This window comes from Streptomyces sp. NPDC054794, from assembly GCF_053611585.1.
This window is the reverse complement of record NZ_JBSHAQ010000019.1, coordinates 32,916-48,965: the sequence shown is the minus strand read 5'-3', so window position 1 is coordinate 48,965 and position 16,050 is coordinate 32,916. Positions and strand designations below refer to the sequence as shown.

13 protein-coding genes are annotated in these 16,050 nt (G+C 70.3%); 9 read left to right on the top strand and 4 right to left on the bottom strand.

The genetic code is table 11. The annotated features are described in order from the left end of the window. Positions 1-13 precede the first annotated feature (13 nt). Positions 14-997 (top strand): glycosyltransferase family 2 protein, encoded by a 984-nt coding sequence (locus ACWGKT_RS21300; RefSeq protein ID WP_356145203.1) that lies wholly within the window; start codon positions 14-16, stop codon positions 995-997. After that, complete coding sequence (locus tag ACWGKT_RS21295; RefSeq protein WP_453274924.1) at positions 994-2,373, top strand: polysialyltransferase family glycosyltransferase; 1,380 nt, start codon at positions 994-996, stop codon at positions 2,371-2,373. Before ACWGKT_RS21300 ends, ACWGKT_RS21295 begins: the two co-directional genes overlap by 4 nt. A gap of 76 nt (positions 2,374-2,449) precedes the next feature. On the opposite strand, the gene ACWGKT_RS21290 is transcribed toward ACWGKT_RS21295, so the two are convergent. The 3 genes from ACWGKT_RS21290 to ACWGKT_RS21280 form a co-directional block, all read right to left on the bottom strand. Next, positions 2,450-3,601, bottom strand: coding sequence for an acyltransferase family protein (locus tag ACWGKT_RS21290; RefSeq protein ID WP_453274923.1), 1,152 nt, complete (start codon positions 3,599-3,601; stop codon positions 2,450-2,452). Between the two features lie 165 nt (positions 3,602-3,766). Further along, positions 3,767-5,119 carry a polysialyltransferase family glycosyltransferase gene (locus ACWGKT_RS21285; protein WP_356145197.1) on the bottom strand — a complete coding sequence of 451 codons (1,353 nt, stop codon included), beginning with the start codon at positions 5,117-5,119 and terminating at the stop codon, positions 3,767-3,769. Next, positions 5,119-6,099, bottom strand: a complete 981-nt coding sequence (locus ACWGKT_RS21280; protein WP_356145195.1) for a glycosyltransferase family 2 protein — start codon at positions 6,097-6,099, stop codon at positions 5,119-5,121. Before ACWGKT_RS21280 ends, ACWGKT_RS21285 begins: the two co-directional genes overlap by 1 nt. 198 nt (positions 6,100-6,297) lie before the next feature. Here ACWGKT_RS21280 and ACWGKT_RS21275 point away from each other — a divergent pair, with 198 nt between their 5' ends. The 4 genes from ACWGKT_RS21275 (at position 6,298) to ACWGKT_RS21260 (ending at position 11,193) form a co-directional block, all read left to right on the top strand. Further along, a complete protein-coding gene (locus ACWGKT_RS21275) occupies positions 6,298-7,614 on the top strand; it encodes a DUF6716 putative glycosyltransferase (RefSeq protein ID WP_453274922.1) in 1,317 nt (438 codons plus the stop codon). A 116-nt stretch (positions 7,615-7,730) separates the two neighbouring features. Further along, positions 7,731-9,029: a cytidylyltransferase domain-containing protein gene (locus ACWGKT_RS21270; RefSeq protein WP_453274921.1), complete on the top strand. Its 1,299-nt coding sequence runs from the start codon at positions 7,731-7,733 to the stop codon at positions 9,027-9,029. A gap of 14 nt (positions 9,030-9,043) precedes the next feature. Further along, positions 9,044-9,982 carry an N-acetylneuraminate synthase family protein gene (locus ACWGKT_RS21265; protein WP_453274920.1) on the top strand — a complete coding sequence of 313 codons (939 nt, stop codon included), beginning with the start codon at positions 9,044-9,046 and terminating at the stop codon, positions 9,980-9,982. A gap of 53 nt (positions 9,983-10,035) precedes the next feature. Then, positions 10,036-11,193, top strand: coding sequence for a hypothetical protein (locus tag ACWGKT_RS21260; RefSeq protein ID WP_356145188.1), 1,158 nt, complete (start codon positions 10,036-10,038; stop codon positions 11,191-11,193). Positions 11,194-11,241: 48 nt separating this feature from the next. Here ACWGKT_RS21260 and ACWGKT_RS21255 read toward each other — a convergent pair whose 3' ends face one another. After that, positions 11,242-11,916: a class I SAM-dependent DNA methyltransferase gene (locus ACWGKT_RS21255; RefSeq protein WP_356145186.1), complete on the bottom strand. Its 675-nt coding sequence runs from the start codon at positions 11,914-11,916 to the stop codon at positions 11,242-11,244. 306 nt (positions 11,917-12,222) lie between these two features. On the opposite strand from ACWGKT_RS21255, the gene ACWGKT_RS21250 reads away from it, so the two are divergent. The 3 genes from ACWGKT_RS21250 to ACWGKT_RS21240 all read left to right on the top strand — a co-directional run bounded on the left by ACWGKT_RS21250 (position 12,223) and on the right by ACWGKT_RS21240 (position 16,045). After that, positions 12,223-13,452 (top strand): amidohydrolase, encoded by a 1,230-nt coding sequence (locus ACWGKT_RS21250; protein ID WP_453274919.1) that lies wholly within the window; start codon positions 12,223-12,225, stop codon positions 13,450-13,452. 289 nt (positions 13,453-13,741) lie between these two features. Beyond that, positions 13,742-14,770 carry a BMP family lipoprotein gene (locus ACWGKT_RS21245; protein ID WP_453274918.1) on the top strand — a complete coding sequence of 343 codons (1,029 nt, stop codon included), beginning with the start codon at positions 13,742-13,744 and terminating at the stop codon, positions 14,768-14,770. Between the two features lie 225 nt (positions 14,771-14,995). Continuing rightward, on the top strand, positions 14,996-16,045 hold the full coding sequence (locus ACWGKT_RS21240; protein WP_453274917.1) for a BMP family lipoprotein: 1,050 nt from the start codon (positions 14,996-14,998) through the stop codon (positions 16,043-16,045). Positions 16,046-16,050 lie beyond the last annotated feature (5 nt).

Here is a 16,050-nt window from a genome sequence, read left to right as displayed (position 1 = left end):
CGGGTGTACACACGTGGCCAACGAACCGACCCTGTCCGTCATCGTCCCCTGCTACAACATCGAGACCTACGTCGCCGACACGGTGACCAGCCTCGCGAACAACGCACGGGACGACTTCGAGTTCATCTTCGTCGAGGACCGGTCCACCAAGGACAAGACCTACGAGGCGTTGCTCGAACTCACCAAGCGGCTCAAGAACAGCAGGGTGATACGGCACGAGCAGAACGGCGGTCTGGCCACCGCGCGCAACACCGGCATCGACGCGGCCGAGGGCACCTACCTCACCTTCCTCGACGGTGACGACTGGCTCGCCCCGGGCTACCTGAGCGACCTGACCGACTGTGTCCAGCGCTTCGACGTCGACTTCGTGCGCACCGACCACGTCCAGGTCACCGGCGTCGAGCGCGCCGTCCACCGGGCCCCCGAGGGACGCCGGCACATACCGCTCGACCCGCGCTCCTCGATCCTCCCGGTCGACGCGACGACCATGGTCGACTACCCGTACGCCTGGGCGGGCGTCTACCACCGCCGGCTGCTCGACCGCGGCCTGCTGCGCTTCCACGACGGGCTGCGCACCGCCGAGGACCGTCCCTGGATCTGGGAGCTGCACCGCAGGGCCGACTCCTACGTCGCCGCCAGCCTGCGCGGCGTCTTCTACCGCCGGGGCGTGGCCAGCTCGCTGACCCAGATCGGCGACGTCCGCCAGCTGGACTTCTTCCGCTCCTTCGACCTCGTCCTCGCCGAGCTCGCCGACGACCCCGAGGTCAGCAAGCTGCGCAAGAAGGCGCTGCGCAACTACTGCGTCGTCATCGCCCACCAGCTCGCCGACCGTGCCCGCTTCGAGCGCAGCGTCGCCGCCAAACTGCGGCAGATGGCCTCCGAGGCGCTGGGCAGAATGACGGAGGAAGAGCTCAACGAGGCCCTCGTCGGCATGGGCGAGGAACGAGTCAACACACTGCGGCGCATCCGCGGCGGCATGAAGGGAGTCGCGGCATGAGCGGCACGGCCCGGACCGGTACCGGCAAGAGCGGTACGACCCAGATCTTCTTCTCGGCCACCCAGTACGCGGCGGCCACCGTCACCGCGGCGATCCGCGCCGGGCTCTTCGGCCCGCGCGAGGAGCACCGCCGCATCCTCGTCGTCAGCAACACCGCCGCGATCCCCGAGGTCGGCACCCCGCTGGACCGGATGGCCGGGTTCGAGAAGCTGCGCCCCGAGTTCGACGAGGTGCGCTCCTGGAACGACTTCATCTCCCCGCACCACCCGGCCGGCTGGTCCCCGCGCGCCCAGGACGCCCTGCTGTGGGAGAAGGCCGTACGCCTCGCCTGGGACCTGGGTGACGCGCCCGTCGAGATCGCCTGCGAGTCCATCCAGGCCAACCCCTCCCGCGCGGTCTGCGACATCTTCGCCGACAGCCCGATCCACGTGTACGCGGACGGCCTGATGAGCTACGGCCCCACCCGCAACCGGATCCCGCAGGGCATGAACAGCCGCATCGCGCGCGTCCTCCACCTCGACCTGATACCCGGGCTGCGCCCGATGCTCCTGTCCGAGTACGGCGTCGAGCCCGAGCCGGTACCGGGCGAGGCCATCGTCGAGGTGCTCGCCCAGATCGGCGAGGACGGTGCCGGCATCCTCGCCGAACGGATCCCCGCCGAGAGCCGTCCCACCGCCGTGCTCCTCGGCCAGTACCTCTCCGCCATCGACCTGATCACCCAGGACGAGGAGGAGGAGCTGCACGTCCGCATGTTGCGGGCGGCCGCCCGGGCCGGCCACCAGAGCGTGCTGTTCAAGCCCCACCCCAGCGCGCCCTCCGTGTACAACAGCTCGCTGGAGACGGCGGCCGCGGAGCTCGGCGTACGGCTGACCGTCCTGCGCGACCCCGTGCTCGCCGAGACCGTCTTCGCCCACCTGAAGCCGGAACTGGTCATCGGCTGCTTCTCCACCGCCCTGATGACCGCGGCCGCCTTCTACGGCATCCCCGTGGCCCGCGTCGGCACCGAGCTGCTCCTCGAACGCATCACCCCGTACGAGAACAGCAACCGCGTCCCCCTCACCATCATCGACGCGGCCCTCCCGGACGCCGAGCGCGCCACCCTGGGCACCCCGCTCGCCCTCGATGCCCTGAGCGCGGAGCTGGGCCCGCTGGTGCGCACCGTGGGCTACTGCATGCAGTCCCGCAAGCACCCGGGCCTGCACGAAGAGGCGGCCGCCTGGCTCACCGCGCACCTCGCCGAGCACCCGCAGTACTTCAAGAAGCGCCGCCTCACCAGCCTGCGCCTGCCCGGCGGCAGCCCCATCCGCGCCGAGTCCCTGCGCCGCCACCCGGCGGTGCGCCGGGCCGTGCGCCAGATCCGGGCCCGCCAGGGCTGATCCGTGGACGACGACCGAAGGCCGGTGGGGCACCCCCACCGGCCTTCGGTCCGTTCAACGCATACAGCGCGGGAGTTCAGCGCAGCACGGGTCGTCTCGGCGCGCGGGTCGCCAGCGCCCGCTTCAGCCGGGGTCCGAACGGCCGCTCCACACCGCGGTGGATCAGCCAGGCCAGGCCCAGCAGAACGGCGATCGTGACCGCGAGCGTGGGCCACGGGCCCAGGCCCAGATCCCGGTGCAGCAGCCGGACGACGAACCAGCCCAGGTGCTCGTGGATCAGGTAGAAGGGGTACGTCAGCGCCCCGGCCACCGTCAGCCAGCGCCAGTTCGCCCAGCGCGTCCAGCCCAGCGCCACCGCGGCCACCGCGGCGAAGGCGAGGGTCACGATCAGCTGGATGACGTACGGATCGCGGTGGAAGGCGCCGCCCTCCATGCCGGGGTGCCACAGCCCGGTGGTCGAGTAGCGCTGGCCGAGCAGCCAGGAGACGGTGACGATGCCCCACAGGAGCAGGTCGCTGCCGTAGCGGTGGATGAGGTAGAGGGCGAGGCCGCCGATGAAGAACGGCGCGTGGTCGCGCATCACCAGTTCGTCGGTGAGCGGGTTGTCGGCGACCCGGGCGAACACACCGGCCAGGGTCCACAGGCAGCAGAAGAGCACCACCCGGCGGTAGGTGACGCCCCGCCAGACGACGAACAGGGCGAACAGGGCGTAGAAACGCACCTCGACCCAGAGTGTCCAGCACACGCCGAGGACGCGCGGCACGCCCATCGGCTGCTGCAGCATCGTCAGGTTGACCAGGAACTCGTCGAGCCGTACCGGACGGACGACCACCGGCAGCAGCAGGGACGCGGCGGTGATCAGGAACAGGGCGGCCCAGTACGCCGGGTACAGGCGGGCGACCCGGGAGCGGAAGAACTGGCCGAGGGTGCGGCCCCAACTGCTCATGCAGATCACGAAGCCGCTGATGACGAAGAAGAACTGCACGCCCAGACAGCCGTACACGGCGGCCTGGGAGAGTGTCGGGAACACCCGGGCGGGGGACTGGTGCCAGGAGCCGGCGACGGCGCCGCCCTTCCCGGCGAAGTGGTAGAGGCAGACCATCAGGGCGGCCAGCAGACGCAGGCCGTCGAGGGCGCGCAGTCGGCTGTCGGGTCTGCGCGGGGCGGGGGGCGGATCGGGGACGGGGGCCGGACGTGTCGGGGCCAATGTCAGGTCGGACGCGTTCATCCCGGGGCTTTCTGCGGGGTGATGGGGGGCCTCGCTGACGTGGGGGCGCGAGGTGTCGAACGCCTACCCCCGGAAGCCTCCTCCATCCGTGTGATGTACGCGATGCCGGACAGCGCGACGCCCCCGGCCCGTTGGGGCTCGGGGGCGTCGTGGCGGACGTCGGGATCAGCGCTTGGCGCTCTGCCGCAGCGCCCGGGCCCGCCGGGCGAGGCGGCGCACCGTGGCGTTGCGCGGGATGAACGACAGCTGCGCGGGCACCGCACCGGGCAGGGCCAGCGAGGTGAGGCGGCGGCGCTTGAAGTACCGCCAGGTGTGCGGGTTCAGCTGCCGGGAGAGGTAGCGCTCGGCGTCCGGGCGCAGGCCCGGGTAGATCTTCGGCTGCATCGCGAAGCCGACCGCCTTGAGCAGCGCGGACAGCTCGTCCACCCGCTCCGGCGTCGGCATCGCCCAGTCCGTGACCGCCTTGCGGTCGCCCAGTTCGGGCAGCAGCGCGTCGGCGATGGTGACCGGCACGCGGTTGCTGTTCTGGTACGGCGTGAGGCGGGCCAGCACGGTGTCGGTGCCGATGCGGGCGACGGGCAGGTCGTACAGCCCGGCCGCGGTGAGCAGGGCGGTGGAGAAGCAGCCGACGACCAGGGCGGGCCGCATCCGCTGGAACGCCACCTCGGCGAGCACCGGGTGGTCCAGCAGGGTGAGCTCGGCGCCGAGCCGGCTCGCCTCGTCCTCCAGCAGCCGCGACCAGCGGGCCGGGGCGACCGGGTGCGGCTTGAAGACCAGCCTGCGGTGGCCGAGCGCGACGGCGCCGCGCACCATGCCCAGGTGCAGTTCCTCCTCCTCGGCGTCGCTGAGGATGCCGAGCGCCGAGAGGTACTGGCCGAGCAGCAGGGCCGGCCGGGTGTCGCCGGTGCCGGGCAGCGCAGCCTCCCCGTCGGCGAGCTCCTCCAGCACCTTGAGGAACACCTCCGTCGGCACCAGCTCCGGCCGCACGCCGAACTCGGTGAGCAGCAGCGGGGTCAGCCCGGGGACCAGATCGAGGTGCAGCAGGCGCCCGATGCGGGTGCCGACCAGCGGGTCGATCTTGTCGCGGGTGGGGCCATAGCTTATGAGGCCGTCGGCGTAGACGTCGACGGGAGCGCCGGTGAACAGCTGGCACAGCGCGAGCGACGGGTTGACCTGCACGGATTCCACGGCCAGCCGGATGTGGTCGTCGCCCAGTCCCCACAGCAGCCGTACGTACCGCTCCCACATCGGGATGTCGTCGGCGCGCGGGCTCCAGCCGCCGGGGTGGAACGGGGCGATGGTCTCGTTCCAGGACAGCACCCCGTCGAACCGCTCGCGCAACCGTTCGAAGCCCGGCATCCGGTCCACGGACACGGTGGTCTCGGGGTTGGCCGCGTTGTTCGTGATGAGCAGCAGCCGTCGGTCGGCCGGCTCGAACATTCCGGCGTCGAGGGCCGCGGCCAGGGTCGCGGCTCCGTACAGGGTCGACGCGCAGAAGACGTGGGTCGTGCGTGGCATCAGGCGGCCACCGTCCGGGCGGTCGCCGGCCTGCGCTTGAGCCGCCGCAGCAGGCTCGCCCGCTGCGGGTCCATCGAGTCCATCACCTCGGCCAGTACGTCCTGCGGCAGTCGTTTCAGGGCGGCTGAGGTCATGGAACGCAATTTTCGAGCCACGGCGGGTTCGAACCTCTCGATCGATCCGAGGTGATGGGCCATGATCGCGCAATATGTGCGCACTGCTTTCGGCAGCAGTTTATCGGCCTCGGGATCCTGTGCCGTTTCCTCGATTACCTGGTCGAACGCGCGAATGAAATCGAGCTGTCGTACGTCACCGATCTGGGTGAGGGACGTGGCGACACCGCGGCGGTAGTACACGCCGAGCAGACTCACCGCGGCGAAGGAATCCGCCTCCCGGTGCAGCTTCCAGATCCACGGCCGGTCCTCGGCGGTGCGCAGCCCGTGGGTGAAGTGCAGCAGCCCCCGGTCGATCAGCCGGCGGTGGTAGACCCCGGCCCAGGCGTACGCGTAGTCCACGGAGGTGGTCCGGTCCGCGGGCAGGATGGCCTCCCGCGGATTCATCACGACGTCCCGGCGGCCGTGCGGCACCCGGTGGATGGCGCGCGCCCGGGCCGTGCACTGCACATGATCGGTGCGGACGAAGTCGCAGCCCAGTTCCTCGATGGCCGTGACCAGCTTGGGGAGATAGTCCGGGGCGAGCCAGTCGTCCCCGTCCAGGAACGTCAGGTATGCGCCACGTGCCCGGTCGATGCCGGTGTTGCGCGCGGTGGCCAGCCCTCCGTTCTCCTCGTGTCTGACCAGTACGGCGCCGGGCAACTCCCGCTCCGCGCGTTCGAGAATGTCCGGAGTACCGTCCCGCGAGCAGTCGTCGACGAGAATGAATTCGAAGTCCTCACGCACGTTCGCACGCAGGCTCTTCAGCGTGTCGGGCGCGTATTGCTGGACGTTGTAGAAGGGCACGATGACGGAGAGCTTCACCACCCCGGTGACGTTAGAGGGCGGCCCGTCATTCGTTCTGACCGGTGGCTTGATGTCAGGTGAACTGCACGTGGCGAAGCTGTGAACCGGGCTATTTCGGCGTGCCTTCCCGGCCTGATTCGCCATTCGTCGATGTGCTGTTAACCGTTTGTTGTGTTTGGGTTGGGCGGATCCTAGGAATGCCTTCCTAGCGTCTTCGACGTGCCAGTAAGTGCAACGAAGTCCCCGCGGATCGCCGTACTCGCGGATTCCGACACTCGGTGGAAATGGGGAGCGCTCACCGCGAAGCGCCTCATTCCGGCTAATTCGGACATCCGCCTCGACGGCTATCTCCTGCGGGGCCGTGCCACCCCGACCGCCCGCCAGCTGAAGGAAGTCGGCGTCCCCGCGGACTCCCTCCGCGAGGTGACCGCCGTCGAGTTCCTGCGTGCCATGGGCGAGGAGTCGTACGACATTCTCGTCCTCTCCCTCGTCGGCGGTGGCGTCCAGGCGATGCTGCACGGCCTGCGGCGCGTCTGGGACGGCTCGGCCGAGCGTCCCGTCGTCGTCACCGGCTACGTCGGCGTCGTCTACGAGAAGCTCGCCGACGGACTGCTGCTGCGGCACGGCGCGGACCTCGTCCTCGCCAACTCCCGCCAGGACGCGGAGCGTTTCCGCGCCGTGTACGAGGGAGTGGGCGCCGACGCCTCGGCGGTGACCGAGGTCGCCCTGCCGTTCCTCGACGGTGCGCCCTACGAGGGTGAACACGAGCCCTACACCGTCGTGTTCGCGGCCCAGCCGTCCGTGCCGGAGAGCCGCAAGGACCGTACGTACCTGCTGAACCGGCTGATCCAGCACGCCCGCAAGCACCCCGAGCGCGAGGTGCTGCTCAAGCTGCGCTCCAAGCCCGGCGAGCACACCACGCACATCGAGGAACTGCCGTACCAGAAGCTGGCGCAGGGCACCGACCTGCCCGCCAACTTCAAGCTGGTGTACGGGCACATGGGTGAGGTCCTGGACCGCACCGACCTGCTCGTCACGGTCAGCTCCACGGCCGCGCTGGAGGCGCTGCACCGCCGGATCCCGACGGTGGTCCTCACCGACCTGGGCATCCGCGAGACGCTCGGCAACCACCACTTCGTGGGCTCCGGCTGCCTCGCCTCCTGGGACCAGCTCGACGCCGGGCACCGCCCGGTGCCGGACGAGGAGTGGGTGTCCCGGCAGGGCGTCGCCGCCGGCGGAGAGTCGTACGCCACGGCCTTCGACGCCGGCCGCGAGCGCATCGCCGAGCTGCTGGCCCGGCCCGAGGGGCTGGTGCCCCTCACCCCCTACTACACGACCGAGACCGCGCCCGGCTATCTGCCCGGGATCCTCGCCCGCCACCACCTCGGTCCCGACGGCACCCCGCTGCCCGGCGCACCCGCCGCCGACAAGGCGCCCGGTCCGGTCCGCCAGATCGTGCGCAGGGCGGCGCGCGGCGCCTACCGCCACGGCGTCCAGCGCGTGGCCCCGGTCATCCGGCGGATGGGAGAGCTGTGAGCGTCCCCGACGCGGCCGCCCAGTCAGCCGTGAGCGACCCGAACCCTGCCCGAGGAGAGCGAGTGCCTTCCAGAGGAGCCCATGTCCCCGCCCAGGGGGCCCAAGGAGTAGAGCCCATGTCCAACCCCGAAGGGGGCCACGGCACCGCGGAGCGCCGCGTCCTCGCGGTGATCCCCGCGCGCGGCGGTTCCAAGGGCGTGCCCGCGAAGAACCTCGCGCCGGTGGGTGGTGTGCCGCTGGTCGCCCGCGCCGTGCGCGAGTGCCGGGCCTCGCGGCTCGTCACCGACGTCGTGGTCTCCACCGACGACCAGGCCATCGCCACCGCGGCCCGCCAGGCCGGCGCCGAGGTCGTGCTGCGCCCCGCCGCCATCGCCGGCGACACCGCCACCTCCGAGGCCGCCGTCCTGCACGCCATGGACGCCCACGAGGCGCTGCACGGTGCCCCGGTCGACGTGGTCCTGCTCGTGCAGTGCACCAGCCCCTTCATCATCCGCGAGGACATCGACGGGGTGGCCGGCGCGGTCGTCGAGAACGGCGCCGACACCGCGGTGACCGTCGCTCCCTTCCACGGCTTCATCTGGCGGGACGCGGGCGACGACCCGGTGGCCGTCGAGCCGTCCCGCGCCGACGAGGTCGGTGGCCGGGTCAAGGTCGCCAACTCCACCGTCACCGAGGGCGGTTACGGCGTCAACCACGACAAGTCCTTCCGCCCGCGCCGCCAGGACCGTCCCCAGGACCTGCTGGAGACCGGCGCCGCGTACGCGATGGACGCCCGTGGCTTCCGCGAGCACCGGCACCGCTTCTTCGGCCACACCGAGCTGGTCCGCACCGACCCGGCACGCGTGCTGGAGATCGACGACCCGCACGACCTGGCCCGCGCCCGGGCCCTGGCCCCGCTCTTCGACGCGGATCGGCCCGGCGCGCTTCCGACCGCCGACGACATCGACGCGGTTGTACTGGACTTCGACGGCACCCAGACCGACGACCGGGTGCTGATCGACGCCGATGGAAAGGAGTTCGTCTCCGTGCACCGCGGGGACGGACTGGGCATCGCGGCGCTGCGCAAGAGCGGCCTGCAGATGCTGATCCTGTCCTCGGAGCAGAACCCGGTCGTCGCCGCCCGGGCCCGGAAGCTGAAGCTTCCGGTCCTGCACGGCATCGACCGCAAGGACCTCGCACTGAAGCAGTGGTGCGAGGAGCAGGGCATCGCGCCCGAGCGCGTGCTCTACGTCGGCAACGACGTCAACGACCTCCCGTGCTTCGCCCTCGTGGGCTGGCCCGTGGCGGTCGCGAGCGCCCACGACGTCGTACGCGGCGCCGCACGCGCGGTCACCACCGTACCCGGCGGTGACGGCGCCATCCGAGAGATCGCCAGCTGGATCCTCGGCCCCTCTCTCGATTCCCTCACCAAGTAAGGACATCCTCTGCCATGACCACCAACTCCCGTCTGCGCACGTTCGGCACCCGTGAGGTCGGCCCGGGCAAGCCCGTCTACGTCTGCGGCGAGATCGGCATCAACCACAACGGTGAGCTGGAGAACGCCTTCAAGCTGATCGACGTGGCCGCCGAGGCCGGTTGCGACGCCGTCAAGTTCCAGAAGCGCACCCCCGAGATCTGCACCCCGCGCGACCAGTGGGACATCGAGCGCGACACCCCCTGGGGCCGGATGACCTACATCGACTACCGCCACCGCGTGGAGTTCGGTGAGGACGAGTACCGTCAGATCGACGAGTACTGCAAGGAGAAGGGCATCGACTGGTTCGCGTCCCCGTGGGACACCGAGGCCGTCGCCTTCCTGGAGAAGTTCGACGTCCCGGCCCACAAGGTCGCCTCCGCCTCCCTCACGGACGACGAGCTGCTGAAGGCGCTGCGCGCCACCGGCCGCGCGATCATCCTCTCCACGGGCATGTCGACCCCGAAGCAGATCCGTCACGCGGTCGAGGTCCTGGGCAGCGACAACATCCTCATGTGCCACGCCACCTCCACCTACCCGGCGAAGGCCGAGGAGCTGAACCTCCGCGTGATCAACACGCTGGAGAAGGAGTTCCCGAACGTTCCGATCGGCTACTCCGGCCACGAGACGGGCCTGCAGACCACCCTCGCGGCGGTCGCCCTCGGCGCCACCTTCGTCGAGCGTCACATCACCCTCGACCGCGCTATGTGGGGCTCCGACCAGGCCGCCTCCGTGGAGCCGCAGGGCCTCGTGCGCCTCGTCCGCGACATCCGCACCATCGAGGCCTCCCTCGGTGACGGCGTCAAGAAGGTCTACGACTCCGAGATGGGCCCGATGAAGAAGCTGCGCCGCGTTGCCGGTGTCGTCGCCGAGGCCGAGATCGCGGACGCGGCCGGCGAGCCGGTCACGGTGTGAGACCGAATTCCAGTTCGGATTCGATTGCCTTACGACGGGACGGTCGTACGTCGATGAGCCCCCGCGCCGGGAACACCGGCACCCCCCGCACGCTCGCCTTCGTGGAGAGCCCGGTACAGCTGCTCAACGTGCTGGAGTGGGCGCATGTCCATGCCCTGCAAGGGGCGGCCGGGGAGTCCGGCGGGGGGCCATTGGCGTCCGTGCCGTCCCAGGCACGGCGCAGCGCCACCGGCGCTGCGCCGTCGGCGGTCGGGGAGCTCACCGTCGTGGTGCTGTCCCCGACCGACCCCATGACCCGGGGCCAGCTGCGCCGTATGGCGGACCTGGCCCGGGACGAGGGGTACCGGGTCCGCTGGGAGGAGGCGCGGGGCGGAACGACCGCGCCCTTCCACACCATCGGCGGACTCGCCGGCACGCTGCGGCGCGCCGACCGCATCGTCATGGGAGACCCGTTCTCCCGCTACGTACAGCTGCTGCTGACGATCACCCGCGCCAGGGACCTGGTGGTCGTCGACGACGGCACGGCGACGATGGAGTTCGTCGCCCAGCTCGCCCGCGGTGAGCGTCTGGTGCGCTGGCACCGCAAGGGCGGCCGCCCCGGCGCGCGCGACCTGCTGTTCGCCCCGGTCTCGTCCTCGGCCCGCCGGCGGCTGACGCCCCGGGACGGCCGCCGGGTGGAGGTCTTCTCCTCCATGCCCATGGAGGACACCCCGCAGGGCGTGACGGTCACGGCCAACGACTTCTCCTGGACCCGGGCCCGCTTCGGCCCGCCGCGCATCACCAAGGGCTCGGACATGGTCGGCACGTCCCTGGTCGAGACCGGAGTCGTGGACGGCGACCGCTATCTGGAGGCCGTCCAGACCCTGGCCAAGGCCCACGGGGCCACGAGGTACTTCGCCCACCGCCGGGAGAGCGCCGAGAAGCTGCACCGGCTCGCGGCGGTGACGGGGCTGGAGATCGTACGCCCGGACCTGCCGCTGGAGCTGATCGCACGGCGGGGGCCGATCGGGCGGACGATCCTCAGCTTCCCCTCGACGGTCGTGCACACGCTGCCCCTGGCGCTCGTCGGCACCGGCGTGCGCGTCGCGGTGTGTGACATCGACCCCGCCTGGCTCACGGCGAACGCGTCGCCCCGCGCCCAGGGCTTCCTGTCGGGAGTGACGGGAACGGCGCGGGACGTGCACCGCCTGGCGGCGGTCAGCGCGATCTAGGCCAGCGCGATCCAGCAGGACCGGAAGGGTGCCGGAGCAAGGCCGCCGTCAGTCGGCGGCCTTGCGGGCCAGCACGAAGGCCCGTGGGCGCGACTCCTCGGCGAGCGGCTCGCGCACGGTGCGTGCGTACGGCGGCAGGCCCGCCTTGGTGAGCAGCCCGGCGACGGTGTCCGGGCTGCGCCAGTAGTAGTCGAGCCCGATCGCCCTGCCGAAGCGCTCGGTGAGGCGCAGATGGTCGTCGGTGTCACCCGACTGGAAGCCCAGCAGGACGTACCCGCCCGGGACCAGCGTGCGGTGGAACTCCGCGAACGCGGCCGGCAGGTGCTCGTCCGGGACGTGGATGATCGAGTAGAGGGCGAGGACGCCGCCCAGCGTCTCGTCCGGAAGGTCCAGCGAGGTCATCGAGCCCACATGGAAGCGGAGCCCGGGGTGCGCCGCGCGGGCCAGGGCGGTCATGCGCGGGGAGACGTCGACGCCGAAGGCGGGGACGCCGAGGTCGCTCAGGCGGGCGGTGACATGGCCCGGACCGCTGCCGACATCGGCGACCGGGGCGCCGGAGGCCCCCTTCACCAGCTCGGCGAATGCGCTGATCAGCGCCAGGTCCAGGGGGCTGTCGGCGACGCTGTCGGGGTGGCGGTCGGTGTACTCCCTGGCGATGGCGTCGTAGGAGGAACGGGTGGCCTGTATGAAGTCCGCGGCGGGAACACGGCTGGGGTCACTCACGCTGCCGGACGCTACCGGGGCCGCGACGGCCGCGCGGCGGTATCGGTGGATGGACTGGTCGAGCGGTGTTCCGGTGGGGCGTGGTATCCGTTGAGGAGAGGAACGGAAGGGTGCCGGGGCGCGGTGAGCGACCGTGGTCCGGGGATTCCATGATCCGCTTGGCCTGAAGTCGGGCGAGTTTACCCATCTGAGACGACAGCCATGCGCCGGGCGGTCAGATTTTCTTCCCCTAACGGGTTGAACTTTTGTTGATCGAGGGTCAGTTGACCGTCCGGGCGTCCTACCCTTCAGAGGGTGAACCAATTGATGTCCCGAGAGACCGAGGCCGATGTTCCAGGGGACGCCGTGCTCCCCGGTGCGCTGAGCGAGTCGCTGTTCGGCGAACTCGTCACGTTCCGGCGTGACTTGCACATGCACCCCGAGCTCGGCAACCAGGAGTTCCGCACCACCGCCGCGATCAAGGCGCGGCTGGAGAAGGCCGGGCTCAAGCCCCGCGTCCTCACCGTCGGAACCGGGCTCGTCTGCGACATCGGCATGGGGGAGGAGGGCGATGGCGCGGACGGCGTGCTCGCCCTGCGGGCCGACATCGACGCCCTGCCCATCCCGGACACCAAGAGCGAGTGCGCCTACCGGTCGACGGTCCCCGACCGGGCCCACGCCTGCGGGCACGACGTGCACACGGCCGTGGTGCTGGGGGCCGGGCTCGTCCTGGCCGAGCTGCACGGCCAGGGGCTGCTGCCGCGACCCGTGCGGCTGATCTTCCAGCCCGCCGAGGAGGTGCTGCCCGGCGGCGCCGCCGAGGTCATCGAGTGCGGGGCGCTGGACGGGGTCCGGCGCATCATCGCCGTGCACTGCGACCCCCGGGTGGACGCCGGGCGGATCGGGCTGCGCCAGGGAGCCATCACCAGCGCCTGCGACCGGCTGGAGATCGCGCTCGACGGGCCCGGCGGGCACACCGCCCGCCCGCATCTGACCACGGACCTGGTCACCGCCGCGGCCCGCGTCGTCACCGACGTGCCCGCGCTCGTCGCCCGCCGCGTCGACAGCCGCAGCGGGCTCGCCGTGACCTGGGGACGGATCGAGTCGGGGCACGCGCCGAACGTGATCCCGCAGCACGCCGAGCTCTCCGGGACCGTGCGCTGCCTGGACATCGAGGCCTGGCGGCAGGCGCCCGACATCGTGCACGCCGCCATCGACGAGGTCGCCACCATGCACCGCGCCAAGTCCGAGATCACCTATGTGCGCGGTGTCCCGCCCGTGGTCAACGACCCCGTCGTGACCGAACTGCTGCGGGACGCCATGATCGCGCGGCGCGGGGCGGAGTCCATCGAGACCACCGAGCAGAGCCTGGGCGGTGAGGACTTCTCCTGGTACCTGGAGCACGTGCCCGGGGCCCTCGCCCGGCTCGGTGTGCGGGTGCCCGGCGAGCGCACGGCGCGCGATCTGCACCAGGGCGATTTCGACGCCGACGAGCGCGCCATCCGGGTCGGGGTGGAGCTGTTCACGGCCGCCGCCCTGCTCGACGCGGCGGGGTAGTCCGGAGCGGGAAGGACCGAGGGGGAGGAAGGGTGCCCGTTTGGTGCCTTTTCGCCCCCCTGTGTCACCCTGGTGTAACCGTTGGCGCGCCCGCGTGTCCCGTGGGCGGCACGAAACGATAACGGCCAGGAGAAACCCCGTTCCCCCGGGCTTCTACGCGCGTTACTGTGCGCCGAAATCGCCACCACTGGCGGCACATTGCGGAAGCGGGCCGGCGACGGTGCCGTGGGGATGAAGGGTGCTTGCTGTGCGTTTGATCTCTCGAAGGACCAGGTTCTCCCAAGCTGCGGTGACCGTCGCGGTCGTCGCCCTCGCGGCCGCCGGATGCGGCAAGTCCAGCACGGACTCTTCGTCCACCGAGTCCAAGGACGGGAAGTACTCGGGCAAGGGCATCGGCCTGGCGTACGACATCGGCGGCAAGGGCGACCAGTCCTTCAACGACGCCGCGTACGCGGGATTCAAGAAGGCCCAGACCGAGTTCAAGATGGGCGGCCGGGACATCGAGCCGCAGGACGGCGAGTCCGACGCGGACAAGGTGCAGCGCCTGGAGACGCTGGCCAAGCAGGGCTACAACCCGATCATCGGCGTCGGCTACTCCTACGCCCCGGCCGTCAAGGAAGTCGCCGCCAAGCACCCGAAGATCACCTTCGGCATCATCGACGACAACACCATCCAGGCGAAGAACGTCGCCGACATGGTCTTCCACGAGGAGCAGTCCTCGTACCTCGCCGGTGTCGCGGCTGCCAAGGCCACCAAGAAGAACCACATCGGCTTCATCGGTGGCGTGGACATCCCACTGATCCACAAGTTCGAGGCAGGCTTCGACCAGGGCGCCAAGTCGGTCAACCCGAAGATCAAGATCGAGTCGCAGTACCTGACGCAGACGGCCCAGGAGGGCGGCTTCTCCAGCCCCGACAAGGGCGAGAACGCGGCCAAGGGCCAGATCGAGGCCGGCGCCGACGTCGTCTACCAGGCGGCGGGTCTGTCGGGCCAGGGCGTGATCAAGGCCGCCGCCGAGCACAAGGTGTGGGCGATCGGCGTGGACTCCGACCAGTACGGGCAGAGTGCCCTGGCGCAGTACAAGGACTACATCCTCGGCTCGGCCCTGAAGAACGTGGGCGGCGCGGTCTACGACCTCGCCAAGTCGGTCCACGAGGGCAAGCCGCTCAGCGGTGAGGTGCGCGGCGACCTCAAGTCGGGCGGTGTGGGCTTCGCCGACACCAACCCGAAGTACAAGGCGCTGACCGACGTCGTCTCCGCCGTCGACAAGGCCAAGCAGGGCATCATCGACGGCAAGATCACCGTCAACACCCAGTGATTCCCCTGGCCTGACAGCGTTCCGCGCCGCCCGCCCGGGCTTCGCCCTGGCCGTGCGCCCCTTGCCTCCCGCAAGGGGCGCACTGCTGTGCGTGACGTTCGCCGTGACAGTGGCCACAGCTAGATAACGGACCGGACATTGGGGGTTTTCCGTCTGGTCTACGCGCGTTACGCTGCGGCGGAACCAGCGCCTGGTTTGGGCGCTTGCACAAAGGAGTCAAGTTCCATGCGCCGGGTGTCCCGAATCGCTTTTGCTGGCGTTGCAACCGCAGCGCTCGCCGTCTCTGTTTCCGCCTGTGGCAGCTCGTCCACCTCGTCCTCGGGTGGCGACAACAAGTCCAAGGGCATCGGCCTGGCGTACGACGTCGGCGGCAAGGGCGACCAGTCCTTCAACGACGCCGCCTTCGCCGGCCTCCAGAAGGCCGAGAAGGACTTCGGCGTCAGCGCCCGGGACATCGAGCCGCAGGACGGCGAGTCCGACGCGGACAAGGTGCAGCGCCTGGAGACGCTGGCCAAGCAGGGCTACAACCCGATCATCGGCGTCGGCTACTCCTACGCCCCCGCTGTCAAGGAAGTCGCCGCCAAGTTCCCGAAGGTCTCCTTCGGCATCATCGACGACAACCAGACGCAGGCGAAGAACGTCGCCGACATGGTGTTCCACGAGGAGCAGTCCTCGTACCTCGCCGGTGTCGCGGCTGCCAAGGCCACCAAGAAGAACCACATCGGCTTCATCGGCGGCGTGGACATCCCGCTGATCCACAAGTTCGAGGACGGCTTCAAGCAGGGCGCGCAGTCGGTCAACCCGAAGATCAAGGTCGAGTCGCAGTACCTGACGCAGACGGCGCAGGAGGGTGGCTTCTCCAGCCCGGACAAGGGTGAGAACGCCGCCAAGGGCCAGATCGACGCCGGCGCCGACGTCGTCTACGCCGCCGCCGGTCTGTCCGGCCAGGGTGTCATCAAGGCCGCCGCCGAGCACAAGATCTGGGCGATCGGCGTGGACTCCGACCAGTACAACCAGGCCCCGCTGGCGAAGTACAAGAAGTACATCCTGACCTCGGCCCTCAAGAACGTCGAGGGCGCGGTGTACGACCTGTCGAAGTCGGTCCTCAAGGACAAGAAGCCGCTGTCCGGCGAGATCCGCGGCGACCTCAAGTCCGGTGGCGTCGGCATCTCCGACTCCAACCCGGCCTTCAAGAGCAACGCCGACCTCCAGGCCGCCGTCAAGAAGGCCGAAGAGGGCATCAAGAACGGCAGCATCGTGGTGAAGACCTCCTGACCGGA

Coding starts and splice junctions, on each gene's coding strand:
- ACWGKT_RS21295 (WP_453274924.1), top strand. CDS start 994: ATGAGCGGCACGGCCCGGACCGGTACCGGCAAGAGCGGTACGACCCAG.
- ACWGKT_RS21290 (WP_453274923.1), bottom strand. CDS start 3,601: ATGAACGCGTCCGACCTGACATTGGCCCCGACACGTCCGGCCCCCGTC.
- ACWGKT_RS21285 (WP_356145197.1), bottom strand. CDS start 5,119: ATGCCACGCACGACCCACGTCTTCTGCGCGTCGACCCTGTACGGAGCC.
- ACWGKT_RS21270 (WP_453274921.1), top strand. CDS start 7,731: ATGTCCAACCCCGAAGGGGGCCACGGCACCGCGGAGCGCCGCGTCCTC.
- ACWGKT_RS21265 (WP_453274920.1), top strand. CDS start 9,044: ATGACCACCAACTCCCGTCTGCGCACGTTCGGCACCCGTGAGGTCGGC.
- ACWGKT_RS21260 (WP_356145188.1), top strand. CDS start 10,036: ATGAGCCCCCGCGCCGGGAACACCGGCACCCCCCGCACGCTCGCCTTC.
- ACWGKT_RS21250 (WP_453274919.1), top strand. CDS start 12,223: ATGTCCCGAGAGACCGAGGCCGATGTTCCAGGGGACGCCGTGCTCCCC.
- ACWGKT_RS21240 (WP_453274917.1), top strand. CDS start 14,996: ATGCGCCGGGTGTCCCGAATCGCTTTTGCTGGCGTTGCAACCGCAGCG.